Below are 16,080 nucleotides of genomic sequence, written 5' to 3'. Positions count from 1 at the left end.
CAGATCTTTGTCCGCGAGGGGCAGCCGCTCGGCGCAGGCGCGCCGCTGTTCAAGATCGACGACGCTGAGCTCCGCACGCAGGTGGCGCGCGCAACGGCGGAACGTGACCTCGCCCAGCAGACACTCGCCCGAACGCGCGACCTGTTGGCGCAGAACGCGTCGGCCACAGCGGACTTGGAGCGTGCCGAGGCGATGGCGCGCTCCGCGCAAGCACAGCTCGACCTGATCGCGCTGCGCCTCGCGCGAACAACTGTGCGCGCGCCGTTCGCGGGCGTTGCGGGTCAGCGCTACGTGAGTCTGGGTGACCAAGTGTCGCCGCAAGTGCCGCTCGTGTCACTCCAGACCACGAACCCACAGCGAGTCGTGCTCAGCATTCCGGAGCGGTACGCCGCAGTCCTCAGAAACAATCAGACCGTGCGATTTCAGGTCGCTGCTTTCCCGACGGAGCAGTTCGTGGGCACGGTGGAGTTCGTGGATCCCGTAGTGGCGTTACCGGCGCGCACGATCATGGTCAAGGCGCTTGCGCAGAACGGTGGTGGGCGGCTGCGGCCGGGGATGTTCGCCGAAGCTCGCATCGCCACAGCGGTGCGGCCGACGGCCGTAGTCATTCCAGAGGACGCGCTGATGCCGGCGCCGGGGGGAGGCAACGCTGTGTGGGTGATCATCGACGGCAAGGCGACGCGCCGCGAGATCACCATCGGCGTTCGACGTGCCGGGTTCGTCGAAGCGACGACTGGAGTGGCGGTCGGTGAGCAGGTCGTCGTCGGCGGGCTGATGCAGCTCTCGGAAGGGTCCCTGGTCACTGCCATTCTTGTCGTACGTGGGATAGCGGCGGCGCCACTGTCGCGAGGCGCGTTCGTCGCAGCGCGCGCATCCGATACTGTACCGCAAGCGAGAGGGGGGTGACGTGGACGCTCCGTTACGTCGGTGTAGTGGCGCTTTCCGGCTCGGCGCCGCGGGCCTGCTCCGCCGCTACCGCACCACCCGGCACTGGCTCACCCTCGATCTGCTCCCGCTGTCCGGTGCCGAGGTGAAACGCTGATGCGCCGGCCCATGCGATGGCCGATGCGAATCCTGATCGCCGCATCGTCCGTGCTCGCGATCGTCGTCGCGTCGGGCGCAAGCTTCGAGGCGGTGATGCGTCACCGCGCCGTGCGCGACTACCCGCCTCCCGGCCTGCTCGTTGACATCGGAGGGCGTCGTCTGCAGATCGACTGCCGGGGTACGGGCTCACCGACCGTCGTGCTGGAGTCTGGGCTGGACAACCTCGGCTCGCTGAGCTGGGCCGCCGTGCACGACTCGCTTGCACGCAGTACCCGCGTGTGCGCGTACAGCCGCGCCGGTATTCTGTGGAGTGATCCGGCGCCAACCCCATTCGATGCCTCGCAGGTCGCGCGGGATCTCCATGCGGCGCTCACGACGAGTGGCGAGACGGCGCCATGGGTCGTGGTCGGTCACTCGTTAGGCGGGCCGTACGTCCTGCTGTTCACGAGCCTCTACGACGCCGAGGTCGCGGGGATCGTCCTCGTCGACGGCTCGCACCCCGACCAGCTCGCGCGATTCCGCGAGGCGACCGGAAAGTCCATGCAACCGGCGACGGGCATCATGGCGATCGGGTCAGCGCTCGCGTGGACCGGCATCGTGCGGCTGGGCTCGGGCGGCACGGCGCCGCCGAGGTGGCCGGCCGTCGCCGACGTCGTGCCGCGCGCCTACCTCCCAAGCTCCGTAGAGGCCCTGCGCCGCGAGGCCGACGCGCTCGGCGCAACGCTACGGGAGGCGAGCACCGTCCGGCAGCTCGGCGCTCGACCGCTCGTGGTGCTCAGCGCGACGGAGAAGACGTTGCCGGAGGTGCTCGCGGCCCAAGGCATCACACCCTCGCAGGGTGACCGGATGCAGTCAGCGTGGGAGGCGCTGCAAGCGGACGAGGCGACATGGTCGGCCGGCGGCCGGCACCAGAGGGTGCCGATGGCGTCGCACTACATCCAGTTCGACCGTCCCGACGTGGTGATCAGCGCGGTGCGCGACGTGGTCGGCCGCGTGCGCGCGGTGCATCGCACATTACTCCGATAGGGAAGAGTGGCACGCGTGGATCTAGGTCGCCTTACGTCGATGCGGCGCCTGCTCAACGGCGAGTTCGCCAAGTGTGCATTGCCCGACATCGGAGCGCGACCTGCGGTTGCGCGCGTCAGCGGCCGCGGAGTGAGCGCGCGTACCGTCCCGGCGTCTCGCCGAACGCCTGGTGGAACACGCGGGTGAAGTGCGACTGGTCGGAGAAGCCCGCGTCGAGCGCGATGGCCGACAGCGGCCGGTCCGCTTTCGCGACCTCAATGCGCGCGCGCTGAATGCGGCGCTCGCGCACGTAGTTCGAGATCGTGGCCCCATGAAAGCGGCGAAAGGTGCGCAGCAGGTGCGTCGGGTGCACGCCGGCGAGCGCCGCCAGCTCGTCCATCGACGGCGGCGACGCAACCGACGCTTCGAGCGCCTCCTCCACGCCCCGCAGCCAGCGCGGCCGAGTGCGCGCGGAGTCGACCCGGCTGCGGGCAATGTCGGCGATCATTAGCGCCATCGCGCCGTCGATCGCGAGGCTCGAGACCGCGTCGCGCGCTCGCACCTCGGTGCGCACGCGCGCGGCCCACGCCGCAGCGGTGCGGCTGTGGATGATCTGCGCCGTCTCCAGCAGGGTCGGCGCGCCGTCCGCCACCCGCGCGAGCCACTCGCTGGTGAGCTGCATGTTGAACCAGCGGCCCCCGCGGCTGAAGCGGTAGCCGTGTGGTGCGTACGCGGGCGTCAGCAACAGGTCCTGCGCGGAGAGGGGCCGCACGCGGCTGCCGACCTCCTCGATACCGTCCCCGTCGAGCACGAGGCTGACGACGTGCTCGGCGTGCACGTGGCAGGGAATCACCAGCTCAGGCGCAAAGCTGCCCTCGTAGATCACGACGGCCCCCCCCCCGTGCACAAGCAGAGCGGGCCCGACGTAGCGTTCCAGCGTCACCGCGGAGGACATGTGCCTACCGGTCTGTGCCTTCCAGTGGCGCTGGACCGCACTCGGAGCCTGCTAGGGCGACCTGCCAAAGAATATCCGCGTCCCGCCCCGGCCAAGCCCAATCCCAAGGATCGCTGCGCCCAAGCGCCGCCGCAAGGCAAAGGTGCGGCGCGACCTAGGGGGCGCCTTGGGTGCGCGCTACGCTCTCATGCGAATTCTACCAATACGTGGGTCGCGTGCTAGAGCGCGCCGACTGGCGCGGCGATCTTCGCGTTGCATCGTCGCCCGAGCAATGGTCGCCGCCATCATGCCAGCGGCCTTCTCGCTCCCACCGCAACCGTCGGACAACCCGCGTTCACTGACGCTCGCGTCGGAGTGCTGCCCGAGGGGCGAGCCGCTCGACAAGTCAAATGTCTGGCCCATGGCGTCAGCCCGTTCGTTGGATATCTCAGCTGTTAGGCACCATCCCACCCTCAAGATCAGGTCTCTCCATGCTACCGTGCTCCATAGCGCAGCTCGCGCTCCATCTCATCCTCGGTGCGATGCTCGCGGTGGTGCCGGCACTCCTCGGCGCGGCGTCAAGCGCGGTCAGCATCGCCTCAAAGCGTGCGGACGACCGGCCAAGCATGGGCGCCGCCGTCGCCTCGAGCGCCGCGTCGGGCGCCGCGTGGGGCGCGGCGTCGGGCGCCGAGTTCGGCGCGTGGTCGCAGCGGGAGCAGTGGCGCCGCCTCGAGCTGCCGGCGAATCGGTCGCCCAGCATCGCGGTTTCGGACGCGCCTACCGCGCAGCCGCCGAACGAACGCTGAGCTGGCGTCCCCTCGAGAGGATCCGCAACCGCGTGTGTCGCGCCATGCGTCCGTCAGCTAGCTCGCCGACGTCGCCTCGGCCAACGCGCTTGTAGCTCGCGATGACCGTCGGCTCAGAATTCAGCTGATCGCGAACGCGGGCGCCGCCCGCATCGTGCTGTTGGTGACCACCGTGTTCTCGATGCACAAGCCACGCTGGTTAACGCCGAGTGGGCACCGAAAGCAACGCGAGGAGCACCTCACAACGAACGGCCGGTGACACCATCACATCGATCCGATCTGGACACGTCCCCGAAGACCGCCGGCCGACCACAAACTGCAGGGCTCATCACTCCCAACCTTACCACGTCGCGGACCGCCGTAGAGTCAGCGTAGCGTGGAAGAACAGCAGCGGAAGCGCCAACGAGAGCAGTGAGGCCACTCGCTCGATCACCGTCAGGTACGGAAGCGCGCGGGCCAGTCAATGCAATCGGGTGGGTCTGTTGTGCTGCTGATGAATGCGACTGCGCAAGCAACACCGCACCGCATTCCTTCATTCTCTAAATCCCGAGACGCTCGATGATGACCGTCACCACCCAGGCGACTGAAGGAGTGTGGGGTTTATGAAGCGCCGTAGCTGCCGGCATCGCACGAGTTGATTGACCAGGTCTGGCGCGGACAGCACCGGCGAGCCGGGTTTATTCACCGGGGACGAATCGCCTGTTGACATAGGGGTGGGGGGTATATATCATATACCCCATGAGGGTATGCACTCGGCTTCCCTCTTTCCCAAGCAGGAGAACGACATGGGCTTCACCACCTTGGCCGGGTCAACCGCTACGGCCAGCCAGTGCACCACGACGAGCGCCAACGGGCAAACGGCTCGAGTCTCCGCGCCGCAGACCAGCGATGGCTCGCAACGTCTTGATCTCACCATCGCCGACATGACCTGCGGGCATTGCATCAACGCCGTACGCGAGGCGCTGGAGTCACTGCCGGGGCTGACCGTCGAGCACGTCCGCATGGGTAAGGCATCAGTAACCCTGACGCCGCAGAGCGCGAGCCCGGCCGCGCTCATCGAAGCCATCCGCGAAGCGGGATATCGGGCCGCCTTCAGCGAAGGCACTGCAACCGAAACCAAAGCAGCCCTTCCGCAAGCCGCGACGGGCAGCAGCTGCTGCTCCGCGCGCTGATCGCTCCTCCAACTCACAGGGAGACATCACTCATGTTCGCCTCACTCGGCGGCATCGACTGGCTCGTGATCGCCGCGGCCGGCACCACGATCCTCTGGGTCAACTGGTACTTCTTTGCCGCCGAACGTGCGCCGGCGATGGCTGCCACAGGCGCGGCGGGCGGCCCGCAGGAAGTCGCCATCACCGTCCACGGGGGCTACACGCCCTCCACTATCCGCGTGAAGGCCGGCGCGCCGGTGCGCCTCCTGTTCGACCGCAGGGAAACGTCGAGCTGCTCGGAGGAAGTCGTGTTCGGCGACTTCGGCATCCGCACCTTTCTGCCGGCGCATCAGACCACCGCAATCACCGTGACGCCTCCCACCCCGGGGACGTACGAATTCACATGTGGGATGAGCATGCTGCGCGGCAAGCTCGTCGCAGAGTAGTTCCAGCCGCGCGAGGACATCAAACCATGACCACCGCGAATATCACGCACCCGCGGCCCGCTGCGCCTCCGACATCGTTGGAGAAGGTCGTCATCCCGGTTTCGGGCATGACGTGCGCCGCCTGCCAGGGACGCGTTCAGCGAACGTTGAGCAAGATGCCGGGCGTCGTCGACGCCTCGGTGAATTTGATGATGGGCAATGCAACGATTTCGTATGACGCGTCGGCGATCTCGCCGGACGCCCTGGTCGAGGGTATTCGCGCGACCGGTTATGGCGCGGAGTTGCCGCAGGCGGATCGCACCGCATTCGAGGAGCAGGCGGCGCGCGACACGGCGACCGCGGCGGAGTTTCGCGAACTTCGCAAAAAGGCATGGGTCAGCGGAGTCGCGGGTATCGCGGCGATGCTGCTGTCCATGCCTTTGATGACTGTGATGAATGCCGGTCACCACGGGCCGGTGGCCGATCCATTCATGCGTTGGGCAATGGAGCACATGACACCCGCGCTGCGTGCAGCGGCCCCATGGCTCTATGCCATCCCGGCCGCGGCGCTGTCGTGGGGATTGCTGCTCGTCACGCTCGGTGTGATGGCGTGGGCTGGCCGGCACTTCTACACGCGGGCATGGGCCGCCTTTCGCCATCACTCCGCCGATATGAACACGCTCGTCGCCGTGGGCACGGGCGCGGCGTTCGTATACTCGCTCGTCGCGACCGCCGCACCGGGCTTCTTCGTACGCAATGGGGTGACGCCTGACGTGTACTACGAGGCGGTGATCATCATTATCGCACTCATCCTCACCGGCAACGCGTTCGAGGCCCGCGCGAAGCGCGAAACGTCGACCGCGCTTCGCGCGCTCGCGAACCTGCAGCCGAAGACAGCGCGCGTGCTGCGCGGTGAGGCGGAAGAGGACGTGCCGGTGGAAAGTGTACGCGCCGACGACATGATCCTCGTGCGCCCGGGCGAGCGAGTCCCGGTGGACGGCGAGATCGTGAGTGGCGAGAGCGCGGTCGACGAGAGCATGCTGACCGGCGAGTCGCTCCCTGTCACGAAGCGGGTCAGCGACCGCGTGATCGGCGGGACGATCAACCGCACAGGCGCGTTCCGGTACCGCGCCACCACGCTGGGCGAGACGAGTGTCCTGGCGCAGATCGTGAAGCTCATGCGCGATGCGCAGGGATCCCGCGCCCCGATCCAGCGCCTGGCGGACCGAATCAGCGCGATCTTTGTACCAGTCGTGGTCTCCATCGCCGTCGCGGCCTTCGCCGTATGGTTCGTCGCCGTCCACACGACGGGCGGTGGTGTCGGCGAAGCGGCGGTCCGCGCATTTGCGGCGGCAGTCGCGGTGCTCATCATCGCCTGCCCGTGTGCGATGGGCCTTGCCGTCCCGACGGCCGTCATGGTGTCGACGGGCAAGGGCGCGGAGCTCGGCGTGTTGATCAAAGGTGGGGAAGCGTTGCAGCGTGCCGGCGACATCACGACGGTAGTGCTGGACAAGACTGGCACGGTGACCGAGGGGCGGCCGGCGGTAACCGACGTCGAGGTCGTGCGTGACAGCACGCTGGCGAGTGAAGCGATGCTCGCGCTCGTCGCGTCGTTGGAGACCATGAGTGAGCATCCACTGGCCGATGCCCTCGTGCGCCATGCCCATGACCGGGGGCTCCCCGTCGACACACCGGAGGCCTTCGAGTCGCACACAGGCCGCGGCGCCACGGGAGTGGTGCGGGGACATGCGCTGGCCGTCGGCAATGAAGCGCTGATGCAGGACTATGCCGTCGACATCGCGCCGCTTCGTTCGGCGGGTCATCGCTTCGGTGACGAAGGCAAGACGGCGATGTATATCGCCATCGACGGTGCGCTTGCCGGTATCGTTGCCGTGGCAGATCCGATTCGCGCGACGTCACGCGCGGCGATCCAGCAGTTGCAGCGACTCGGACTGGATGTTGTGATGCTGACTGGCGACAACCAGCGCACGGCGAATGCAGTCGCGCGTGAGGCGGGCATCGCGCGCGTGGTTGCCGGCGTGCTGCCGGCGGGCAAGGTCGCCGAGATCGAACGACTGCAGGCAGACGGGTGGGTGGTCGCGATGGTGGGCGACGGCGTCAACGACGCGCCAGCGCTGGCGAAGGCCGACATCGGCATCGCGATGGGCAGCGGCACCGACATCGCGGTGGAAGCCGCGGACATCGCGCTCATGCGCGGCGATCTCGCCGGTGTCGCCGACGCGATCCGACTGTCGCGTCGTACGATGCGCACGATGAAGCAGAACCTCTTCTGGGCGTTTGCCTACAACGTGATCGGCATTCCCGTCGCGGCCGGCGTGCTCTTCCCGATCGTCGGACTGCTCTTGAGCCCGATCCTCGCCAGTGCGGCGATGGCGTTCAGCAGCGTCAGCGTCGTCATGAACAGCCTGCGACTGCGGCGGTTTCGCACGGCGACGGCGTAGCGACCTTCGCGCATGCACAAACCCATCTCCGCGGCACGACTGTCGTGCCGCGCCACCGAATTCTGGAGCACCTCGATGAGCCCGAAGCACCGCCGCGTCAGCGCAGCACACGAGCAGAGCGACAACGCGTTGGACACCGCGCCCGATGCCCCGGGCATGTCGGGTACCTCGGCCGCCAGCTGCGGCTGCGGGGTTCATGAAGATGCGGCGAAACAAGGACGGAAGGCCGTCGCGGTCGACGGTGCGGTGAAGGAGCGCAACATCAAGCGCCTGCGCCGCATCGAAGGTCAGGTGCGTGGCATCCAGAACATGGTCGATGAAGACCGCTACTGCGCGGACATCATGACGCAGATCTCGTCAATCCACGAGGCACTGCGCAGCGTGTCCAGGGAGCTCATGCGCAACCACCTGAAGCACTGCGCGAATTCGGCCATCCAATCGACGGACGCCGCCGCGGAGTCGATGTACGACGAGCTGGTCGACCTCATGTTCAAGCACAGCCGCTGATCAGCCATGTGCCGATCACGCAACGGAGTGTCCTATGTATGACCATGCTGTAGACAACGCGTCCATGCTCGCGCGATACGAACACGCGCTGACGATAGAGCAGTTCGTCGCCGTCGCGGCAGCGAATCAGCTACTCTGTGCATCGTTTGCCCGGGGCAGCGTGGCGGCCGACGACCTGGTCGACCGAGCCAATCAGCTCACCAGACGGCGGCATCCGTTGGTGCTGCTCGAGGATTGGTGCGGCGACGAAGTGAGCTCGATCCCGGCCCTTGCCACGTTGGCACGAGCGTCCGAAACGCTGGACGTGAAGATTCCCGCGCGCGATGCGAACCCAGACCTCATGGACGCGCATCGCACCAGCGGAACTCGTTCCATTCCTGTCATGATCGTCTTCGATGAAGCGTTCCACGAACTCGGATGGTGGGGTCCTCGCCCCGCGCCGCTCCAGTCGTGGGTGCGTTCGGATGGGGAGACGCTCGAGAAGATCTCACGGTACCGCGAAGTGCGGCGATGGAACGCGCGAGATCGCGCCCAGACGACGCCGGAGGAGATCCTCTGTCTGTTGGGAAGTACGCCCACTGCCCGGGCTGCCTAGCGGCTGCACCACCCGAAACACCGTGTTCATCAAAACGCAGGGTCCTGCAGTTCCGAAATCCGGTGGCATGATTTACGTCCAGCAAAACGTACTGGGCCCGGTCGACACCTGCGCCACCCACAACGACCACTTCTCGTCCCATGATTGCGATAAACCGCTGGCCCCAGCGCGCCGCGCTGGCCGCCGCCCTGACCCTTTCCGCTGTGAGCCTGCCCAAGGTGGCACTTGCCCAGACGGACTACTACAACACCGACGCGGGCCGTCCGCTGCAGATCGAGGACGCCTATGCAGTGGAGCGCCGGGCGCTCGAGATCCAGGCGGCCCCGCTCCGCCTCGAACGAAACCGTCGCGGCGTCTACAGCTGGGGCATCGAGCCCGAGCTCGCCTACGGCCTCTTCCGCCGCACACAAGTCGAGATCGGCCTGCCCATTGCCCTTCTCGATGCCGGCGTAGGCGGCAAAACCGTGGGCATCACCGGGCTCGACGCATCGGTGCTCTACAACCTGAACACCGAGACTCGCATTCCGGCGCTCGCCATCGGTGCCAGCGTGCTGGCACCCGTCGGTGGGCTCGCCGCCGACGAGACATATGCAAGCGTCAAGGGCATCGCGACGAAGACGTTTCGGTGGGCGCGCTTTCACGTGAATGGGCAGTACACGGCAGGTGACGCACCGGTGGCAGCCGCGGGCGGCGCGGATGCCGTTGGTGCAGGCGCGTCGGAGCTATCGCGGTGGCTCAGTGGCGTGTCGGTCGACCGCCCATTGCCACTGCGCTCGATGCTGCTCTCGGGTGAAGTGTTCGTCCGTCAGCCGTTGCATGCGGACGAGCCGCTCGAGTGGAACGCCGCGGTGGGCACGCGCGTGCAGCTGTCACCGCGTGTCGCGCTCGATGTGGGCGCTGGCTCGCGGCTGTCCGGAGATGACAAGGGCTGGTTCGCCACCGTTGGCGGCGCCTACGTAGTCGGCTTGCCGTGGAGGAAGCGCTAATGTCGAACATCCGCACTCTTGGGGGCCGCATGGCCCGACGGGCCGCGCGCTATGCTGTGGCCGCCGCCGTGATCTGCACAACGCTCACCCTGCCGACGGCACTCGCGGCGCAGTGGGTGACGACGTACGAGCAGTTTTACCAGCAGGCCTCGCACAACTGGGTCTTCCGCAACAACTACCAGGCAGCCGACAGGTTGTTCAACGCGTTCGACTACGGGCACGCGATCCTGTACGAGAAGCTCTGGACCATGCCCGATGCATCACCCGCCGAGCTGGACGTGAAGGAGTACGACTTCCTCACGAAGCGCGTGCTGGTGCGCCCGCCGCGGGTGCCGCTCGAAGAGGGCGCCATCGAGATCAAGTACGTGCAACTCGCGCCGGAAGCGAAACAGATGTTCGAGTGGGCGCACATCCTCCACCGGCAGCTCTACGACGTGCTCGCCGACGAGCGGCTCGATCAGGCCGGGAAGGATCGCGAGGTACAGCGCCTTATCGACTACTACAAGTCGCGGCGCGACGTGGCGTTCAGCTCGAAGCCCAAGAGCATGAAGCTGATGCAGGAGCAGCCATACTCGCTCGCGTTCCGGAGGCAGTATCCGAAGTTCAATGGCCTGATCTGGGGCTATCACTGGCTCCAAGTGGGCCTTTACGAACCGCTGATGGTGGGCAAGACGGTCGAAGAGCGTCAGGCTGGCGTGCGGGCCACGACTGCGCGGTTCTGGCAGATGCTGCAGGACCCGCCGCGGACCTTCCCGTACCAGATGCCGATGACGCCCGCGGTCGCGCCGGTATTCTCGGCGCGGTATCAGGAGGCCGCGATCATCTTTGACAACTTGCACAGTATGCACGACGTCATCAGCGACATCCTCGCGAACGACAGTGTGCCGCGTGACCACAAACGCGCTGAGATCCTGTTGGCCGCAGGGCGGTTCCGCGACGATACCTCGTACGTGATGACGCCGCAGGCGTGGCTGACGATGGTCGGGCACATGGGTATCGAGAACATGGGCGGGCCATCGGTGGGTTTTCTCCCGACGCTCCAGACGCCGACGGTGACGTACGGCGCGGTGATGTCGCACGACGACCGCACGGGGGCGATGGTCGGCTTCAAGTCTGGCCAGGCCACCGGTGGTGAGCACGCGGGACATACGGGTGCGACGCCGACGCCGACGCAAGCCACGACGCCAGGTGCGGCATCCATGGCGGGTATGAATCACGCGGGCATGAACCACGCCGCCTCTGAATCGTCACGTGCGCGCATCGATTCCGCGGCGCGTCGCGACACCAGTGCAGCACACGACGCGATGAAGCATGGCGTAGCCCCAGGGGCCTCGGAGAACGCCGCGGCGCAGGCCATGATGCGTGAAATGCATGATGCGATGCTGCGGGACCCGGCGATCCGCGCACGCGTGATCGCCGACCCTGCACTGCGCGCGCATCAGCAGCATCTCGAATCGATGGGGGCAGTGGATTCGTTGCCCAAGACGGCGCCGGCGCGCCGCTCGAGCCCTGCGAAACCGGCCGCTAAGCGTGCACCGGCGAAGGCGACACCCAAGGCTGCACCCAAGCCCGCGGATCCACACGCCGGACATGTCATGCCAGCGGCGACGCCACCCGTGAAGAAGCCGCCGACTGAGTCCGTTCGCTGAGCTGGGGGTAACTCAGCGCATGAGGGTGGTCAATTCGGGGCAGTACCGCGGTGCGACCCGGTTCATCGGTCGGACCGCGGCGCTGCTGCTCCTTAGCGCTGCAGTGCTTGGTGCTGCGCCTTCCAGATCCGGCCGTCCGAACGACGACTCGGTTGCAGCGCCTCTCGCTGTCCGGCATGGAGCCCTGCGGCACTCGGCACCGGCAAAGGGAGCGGTGCTCCGGCGTGTGCCGCGCGAGCTGCGTTAACCCTCACCGCCTCAGTGGACACCTCAAATCCGGCCACTGATCGACACCGCAAAACCGGCCACCACGCCGATGCGCTGAGACTGGTTAGCGGGATACGGTGACCGAGGGATCGGTCGCCGCCTGAAGTTTCGTGCGCCAGCTGCGGGGGCCGCAAGTGAGGACGTGCGCGTGGTGGAGCAGCCGGTCCAGCAGCGCGGTTACGGCTGCCGTGTCACCGAGGAGCTTGCCCCAGTCGTCCACGGGCCGATTGGACGTAAGTATCGTCGACGCGCGTTCATAGCGACGCATGATCAGCTCGAGCAGATCCTCGGCCGCGGTCGGTGGCAGTTTCCGCATGCCGAGGTCGTCGATGCTCAGGAGCGGGACGGTGCTGAGCGTCGCGAAGACCTCCTTCCGCGTGCCATCGAGCGTGGCGTCGGTCAGTTCTTCCAGCAGCAGATGCGCTTCGCGATAGTGTACCCGGTGCCCTTGCTGGATCGCCGCTTGGCCGAGCGCCTGCGCCAAGTGACTCTTGCCACTCCCGGGGAGACCCACGACGTGATACTCACAAACTCCGTATCACGGTGCAGTACCCATGGCATGCACTGCACGGGCAGGCGCTCGATGTCGAGCGCGAGCTGACGGCCGACGATGAGCGCGTGTATGTGATTGCGCTCTCCGATGGCAGCCTGACCCACTTGCCGGTGTGGATGACGGAGACGGCCGCCGCGGCACCGGCGACCGTGGTGACATCGCCGGTGGTGAGTGTCGCCGGGCTCATTACGCTCCGACGATTGCTCGACGCCGTGCTTGACGTGTCGGCCGCGGCGCCGGACGCTCAGGGACGCCGATGAGTGCTGCCTGCTCATGGTGGCGTGTGGCCTGTCCCCCGCGTCCGAGGTCGTCCATGGCTCGATCCTCCCGTCCCGCGCGCCCGCTCATCGACAGCGTACAGGCGCACCTTGCTTTGCCTCACGGTGCGGTCTCGCGGCACGCCTTTCCACTCCCCGTTCGCGAGCAGGTCGTCGCTCTCTGGATCGAGCTGCTGCGGAGCCACGTCGACGCCCCATCCGAGGAGGTCTCATCATGAGTGCCCTCGTGCCGGCCAAAATCACGCCCCAGCATCTGCAACGCGCGGCGTATGTGTACGTGCGGCAGTCGACGCTGACGCAGGTGCACGAGCATCTCGAAAGTCAGCGACGGCAGTATGCGCTCGCGGAGCACGCGCGCACCTGGGGCTGGCACCACGTCGAGGTGATCGACGATGATCTGGGACGCTCGGGGTCGGGGCGCGTGGTCCGCCCCGGCTTCGAGCGCTTGGTCGCGGCGGTGTGCGATGAGCACGTGGGTGCCGTCTTCGCCCTGGAGGCGTCGCGCCTCGCCCGCAACAATCGCGACTGGCATCACCTCGTCGATCTCTGCGGTCTGACGGCGACGCTGCTGATCGATGGCGAAGGCGTGTACGATCCACGCGACTTCAATGACCGCCTGCTCCTCGGCCTCAAGGGGACGATGAGCGAGTGGGAGCTCGGCGTGCTCCGCCAGCGCTCCGTCGAAGCGCTGCGACTCAAGGCCTCGCGCGGCGAGCTATTCACCACGGTGCCCATCGGCTTTGTGCGCACGCGCGATGATCGCGTCGAGCTCGATCCCGATCTGCGCATTCAAGCCGCGATCCGGATGATCTTCCAGCAGCTCCTCGCGCTCGGCAGTCTGCGGCAAGTGCTCATGTGGTGCCGCAGCGAACACATCACGCTACCCGCGGTCGAGTATGGCCCCTTTGGTCGCACCGTGACGTGGAAGCTGCCCGTGTACAACACGATCCACAAACTCGCCACGAATCCGATCTACGCTGGCGCGTATGTCCTCGGGCGCACGAAGACGGAGACCCGCGTGAGTGGCGGTCGCGCGAGCAAGCGGACCACGCGCCGTGAGACCGCCGACTGGCCGGTCTTCCTGCCGGACCATCATCCGGGCTATATCACGTCGGTCGAGTACGAGGCGCTGCAGACCCAGCGGCAGGAGAACGCGCAGATGCAAGGACGCATGAGTCGAGGGGCCCCGCGACACGGCACGGCGCTGCTGGCCGGCCTCCTGCGCTGTCGCCGCTGTGGGCGGCGCCTGCACGTGGCCTATAGCGGGAGTCAGGGCAAGGTCCGTCGCTACGCGTGCCGTGGCGCGATGGTCAACCACGGCACCGGGAATTGCCTCTCCTTCGGCGGGCTCGCCCTCGAACGCGCCGTCGAGGATGCGGTCTTTGCCGTCGTCGCGCCGGGCGCCATCGACGCCGCGGTGACGGCAGCGGCCGACGCGCGGACGCAGCAGACCGAGCGACAATCGCATGCGCAGCTCGCGCTCGAACAGCTCCGGTACGAAGCCGAGCGTGCGCGACGGCAATACGATGCCGTCGATCCCGCCAATCGGCTGGTGGCGGCGGAACTCGAGCGGCGCTGGAATGTCGCGCTGGATGCGGTCTCGGCGCAGGAGCGACACGTGACGGGACTTGCGACGGTCGCCGCGGCCCCGTCGGTCGACGTCGCCGCCCTGCGCGCCCTCGCGGAGGACTTGCCGCGTGTGTGGCATGATCCGCGCAGTGACGCGCGCCTCAAGAAGCGCCTGGTGCGCACCCTGATCGACGAACTGCTCGTCGATGTCAGTCCCGACGAATCCCGACTCCAGGTGATCGTGCGCTGGGCCGGCGGACAGCACAGCGCCTTGGACGTCCGGAAGAAGCGGAAAGGGCAGCACCGGTATTGTACGAGCGTGGACGTCGTCACGGTCGTCCGCGCCTTGGTGCGCGTGCTCCCTGACCATCAGATCGCCGCGGTGCTCAATCGCCTCGGCTATACGACCGGGCGTGGCAATACGTGGAACGCCACCCGCATCGTGACGCTGCGGCACACGCAGAACCTCCCAGTCTTCGATCCGACCAGCGCGGCCCGCGATGGCTGGTGTACGCAGGAGCAGGCCGCCGCACGACTCGAGGTCAGTCACACGGTGATCCGGACCCTGATCACGAGCGGTGTCCTCCCGGCCGAACAAGTCATTGCCACCGCGCCGTGGATCATTCGCATCATGGATCTCGACACGCCGGCCGTCAGAACGTACGTCGATCAGGTCCATCACCGCCGTCGCGGTCCGCCAACTCCTGATACCGCGCAGTTATCGCTCACACCACCAACGACATAGCGAGGTGACGTAGTATGTCGCTACCTCAGGCGGTCCGATCAGCAAAATGTCTTCGCGCTGCGTGATGAAGCGTCCGGTGGCGAGCTCGAAGCGCAGCGCCGGATTCATCTTCTTGTTGAGGGTGAAATCGAAGCTATCGAGCGAGCGACTCGGATCGCGGAAGCGCGCCTACACGCGCGGGCGTTCGAGCGGCCGATCCTGTCGTCGTTGGAATTCGTCGTTGATGCGCATCGCGATCAAGTCGAGCGGTCGGAGCTGTTCGGCTTGGGCGTGGCGCAGCCGGGCGCCGAGTAGGTCGGCCATGCCGGAGAGCCGGAGGCTACGCAGTGCGCGATCCAGTTCAGCGAGATTCATGGGGCAGCCGCTCGGCGATCAATCAGATCACTTCAGAGGGTGAGTGGGCGGATGAGCGGGTCGAACTGTGTGAGCGCGGCCGCCGGGACTGTCACGCGCTCGAGATAGCGACGCAGAAAGCGATACGCCGGCGCGCCCGCCTCGAGCGCGAAGCGGGCGGCGTCTTCGGTGATCGCGGGCCCGTGCTTGCGCGCGAGCGACAAGATCCCAGGGATGCGACGCTGGGCGAGCACGCCATCGGCCGTGGTCAAGCCGAGGCGGCGCACCTCAGCCATGGGGTCGGTGTAGATCTGGTAGGTCGTATCCGTCGGGTAGAGCATCATCAGGTCGTCGGCATACTTCCACCGGTTGAGGAAGCCGTTGGCCGAGATCCAGGGATCGCCGAGCTCGGGATAACCCGTCGGAATCGGGAAGCGGAACAGGTACTGCCCCTGGTCATAGACGTAGTACCAGAGCCAGGGCCACTCGTAGCCGCCCCACGGCCGCGGCCGAAGGTTGCCGCCCACCGCGCGAATGGCGGAGACGCTCTGCTCGAGCGGTGTCTTGACCTTGCCGCCGAAGTTGGCGGGGTCGCGGAACTCGGGGCTCTGGAACATGGCCCACAGAACCTGCTGGATGTCGCCGTCCGTGTCGAGGAACACGTTCGAGATGCGGTCCACGTACTGCTCCGACGGCTTGTCGGTGACGAAGGCGTGGATGAGCTTCGTGCTGACGAAGCGCGCCGTGCAGGGGTGGCGCGAGACGATATCG

At 66.9% G+C, this 16,080-nt stretch carries 16 protein-coding genes and 1 pseudogene; 12 read left to right on the top strand and 5 right to left on the bottom strand.

The window, feature by feature from the left end; translation table 11 throughout:
• On the top strand, window positions 1-906 hold a 906-nt coding region (locus tag RMP10_RS13515; RefSeq protein WP_310570760.1), incomplete at its 5' end, for an efflux RND transporter periplasmic adaptor subunit.
• Window positions 907-919: 13 nt separating this feature from the next.
• Here the strand turns inward: RMP10_RS13515 and RMP10_RS13510 are convergent.
• On the bottom strand, window positions 920-1,087 hold the full coding sequence (locus tag RMP10_RS13510; RefSeq protein WP_310570759.1) for a hypothetical protein: 168 nt from the start codon (window positions 1,085-1,087) through the stop codon (window positions 920-922).
• On the opposite strand from RMP10_RS13510, the gene RMP10_RS13505 reads away from it, so the two are divergent.
• On the top strand, window positions 1,066-2,070 hold the full coding sequence (locus RMP10_RS13505; RefSeq protein WP_310570758.1) for an alpha/beta hydrolase: 1,005 nt from the start codon (window positions 1,066-1,068) through the stop codon (window positions 2,068-2,070). The two genes, RMP10_RS13510 and RMP10_RS13505, sit on opposite strands and share 22 nt — an antisense overlap.
• Window positions 2,071-2,185: 115 nt before the next feature.
• Here RMP10_RS13505 and RMP10_RS13500 read toward each other — a convergent pair whose 3' ends face one another.
• A complete protein-coding gene (locus tag RMP10_RS13500) occupies window positions 2,186-3,004 on the bottom strand; it encodes an AraC family transcriptional regulator (protein WP_310570757.1) in 819 nt (272 codons plus the stop codon).
• A 470-nt stretch (window positions 3,005-3,474) separates the two neighbouring features.
• Between RMP10_RS13500 and RMP10_RS13495 the strand changes: the two genes are divergently transcribed.
• The 8 genes from RMP10_RS13495 (at window position 3,475) to RMP10_RS13460 (ending at window position 11,564) form a co-directional block, all read left to right on the top strand.
• A complete protein-coding gene (locus RMP10_RS13495) occupies window positions 3,475-3,789 on the top strand; it encodes a hypothetical protein (RefSeq protein ID WP_310570756.1) in 315 nt (104 codons plus the stop codon).
• A 746-nt stretch (window positions 3,790-4,535) separates the two neighbouring features.
• Complete coding sequence (locus RMP10_RS13490; RefSeq protein ID WP_310570755.1) at window positions 4,536-4,961, top strand: heavy-metal-associated domain-containing protein; 426 nt, start codon at window positions 4,536-4,538, stop codon at window positions 4,959-4,961.
• A gap of 32 nt (window positions 4,962-4,993) precedes the next feature.
• Window positions 4,994-5,386, top strand: a complete 393-nt coding sequence (locus tag RMP10_RS13485; RefSeq protein WP_310570754.1) for a cupredoxin domain-containing protein — start codon at window positions 4,994-4,996, stop codon at window positions 5,384-5,386.
• Window positions 5,387-5,412: 26 nt separating this feature from the next.
• Window positions 5,413-7,827: a heavy metal translocating P-type ATPase gene (locus RMP10_RS13480; RefSeq protein WP_310570753.1), complete on the top strand. Its 2,415-nt coding sequence runs from the start codon at window positions 5,413-5,415 to the stop codon at window positions 7,825-7,827.
• A 129-nt stretch (window positions 7,828-7,956) separates the two neighbouring features.
• Window positions 7,957-8,334, top strand: a complete 378-nt coding sequence (locus RMP10_RS13475; protein WP_310570752.1) for a metal-sensitive transcriptional regulator — start codon at window positions 7,957-7,959, stop codon at window positions 8,332-8,334.
• A 34-nt stretch (window positions 8,335-8,368) separates the two neighbouring features.
• Window positions 8,369-8,929, top strand: a complete 561-nt coding sequence (locus RMP10_RS13470) for a thioredoxin family protein (RefSeq protein WP_310570751.1) — start codon at window positions 8,369-8,371, stop codon at window positions 8,927-8,929.
• Window positions 8,930-9,069: 140 nt separating this feature from the next.
• Window positions 9,070-9,915: a hypothetical protein gene (locus tag RMP10_RS13465; RefSeq protein ID WP_310570750.1), complete on the top strand. Its 846-nt coding sequence runs from the start codon at window positions 9,070-9,072 to the stop codon at window positions 9,913-9,915.
• Entirely contained in the window at window positions 9,915-11,564 is a 1,650-nt protein-coding gene (locus RMP10_RS13460; protein ID WP_310570749.1) for a hypothetical protein, read from the top strand. The genes RMP10_RS13465 and RMP10_RS13460 overlap by 1 nt, the downstream gene beginning before the upstream one ends.
• Window positions 11,565-11,895: 331 nt before the next feature.
• On the opposite strand, the pseudogene RMP10_RS13455 reads toward RMP10_RS13460, so the two are convergent.
• A pseudogene (locus RMP10_RS13455) lies at window positions 11,896-12,348 on the bottom strand (ATP-binding protein); the annotation flags it as partial.
• Window positions 12,349-12,374: 26 nt separating this feature from the next.
• On the opposite strand from RMP10_RS13455, the gene RMP10_RS13450 reads away from it, so the two are divergent.
• Complete coding sequence (locus RMP10_RS13450; protein ID WP_310570748.1) at window positions 12,375-12,644, top strand: hypothetical protein; 270 nt, start codon at window positions 12,375-12,377, stop codon at window positions 12,642-12,644.
• A 232-nt stretch (window positions 12,645-12,876) separates the two neighbouring features.
• On the top strand, window positions 12,877-14,976 hold the full coding sequence (locus tag RMP10_RS13445; protein ID WP_310570747.1) for a recombinase family protein: 2,100 nt from the start codon (window positions 12,877-12,879) through the stop codon (window positions 14,974-14,976).
• A gap of 168 nt (window positions 14,977-15,144) precedes the next feature.
• Here RMP10_RS13445 and RMP10_RS13440 read toward each other — a convergent pair whose 3' ends face one another.
• Both RMP10_RS13440 and RMP10_RS13435 read right to left on the bottom strand, forming a co-directional pair.
• A complete protein-coding gene (locus RMP10_RS13440; RefSeq protein ID WP_310570746.1) occupies window positions 15,145-15,330 on the bottom strand; it encodes a hypothetical protein in 186 nt (61 codons plus the stop codon).
• 32 nt (window positions 15,331-15,362) lie between these two features.
• A partial coding sequence (locus tag RMP10_RS13435) for a DUF1800 family protein (protein ID WP_310570745.1) occupies window positions 15,363-16,080 on the bottom strand: 718 nt, incomplete at its 5' end.

Source organism: Gemmatimonas sp., assembly GCF_031426495.1.
GTDB lineage: Bacteria > Gemmatimonadota > Gemmatimonadetes > Gemmatimonadales > Gemmatimonadaceae > Gemmatimonas.
The sequence above is the reverse complement of the archived record's forward strand: the minus strand, read 5'-3'. Positions and strand labels throughout refer to the sequence as shown.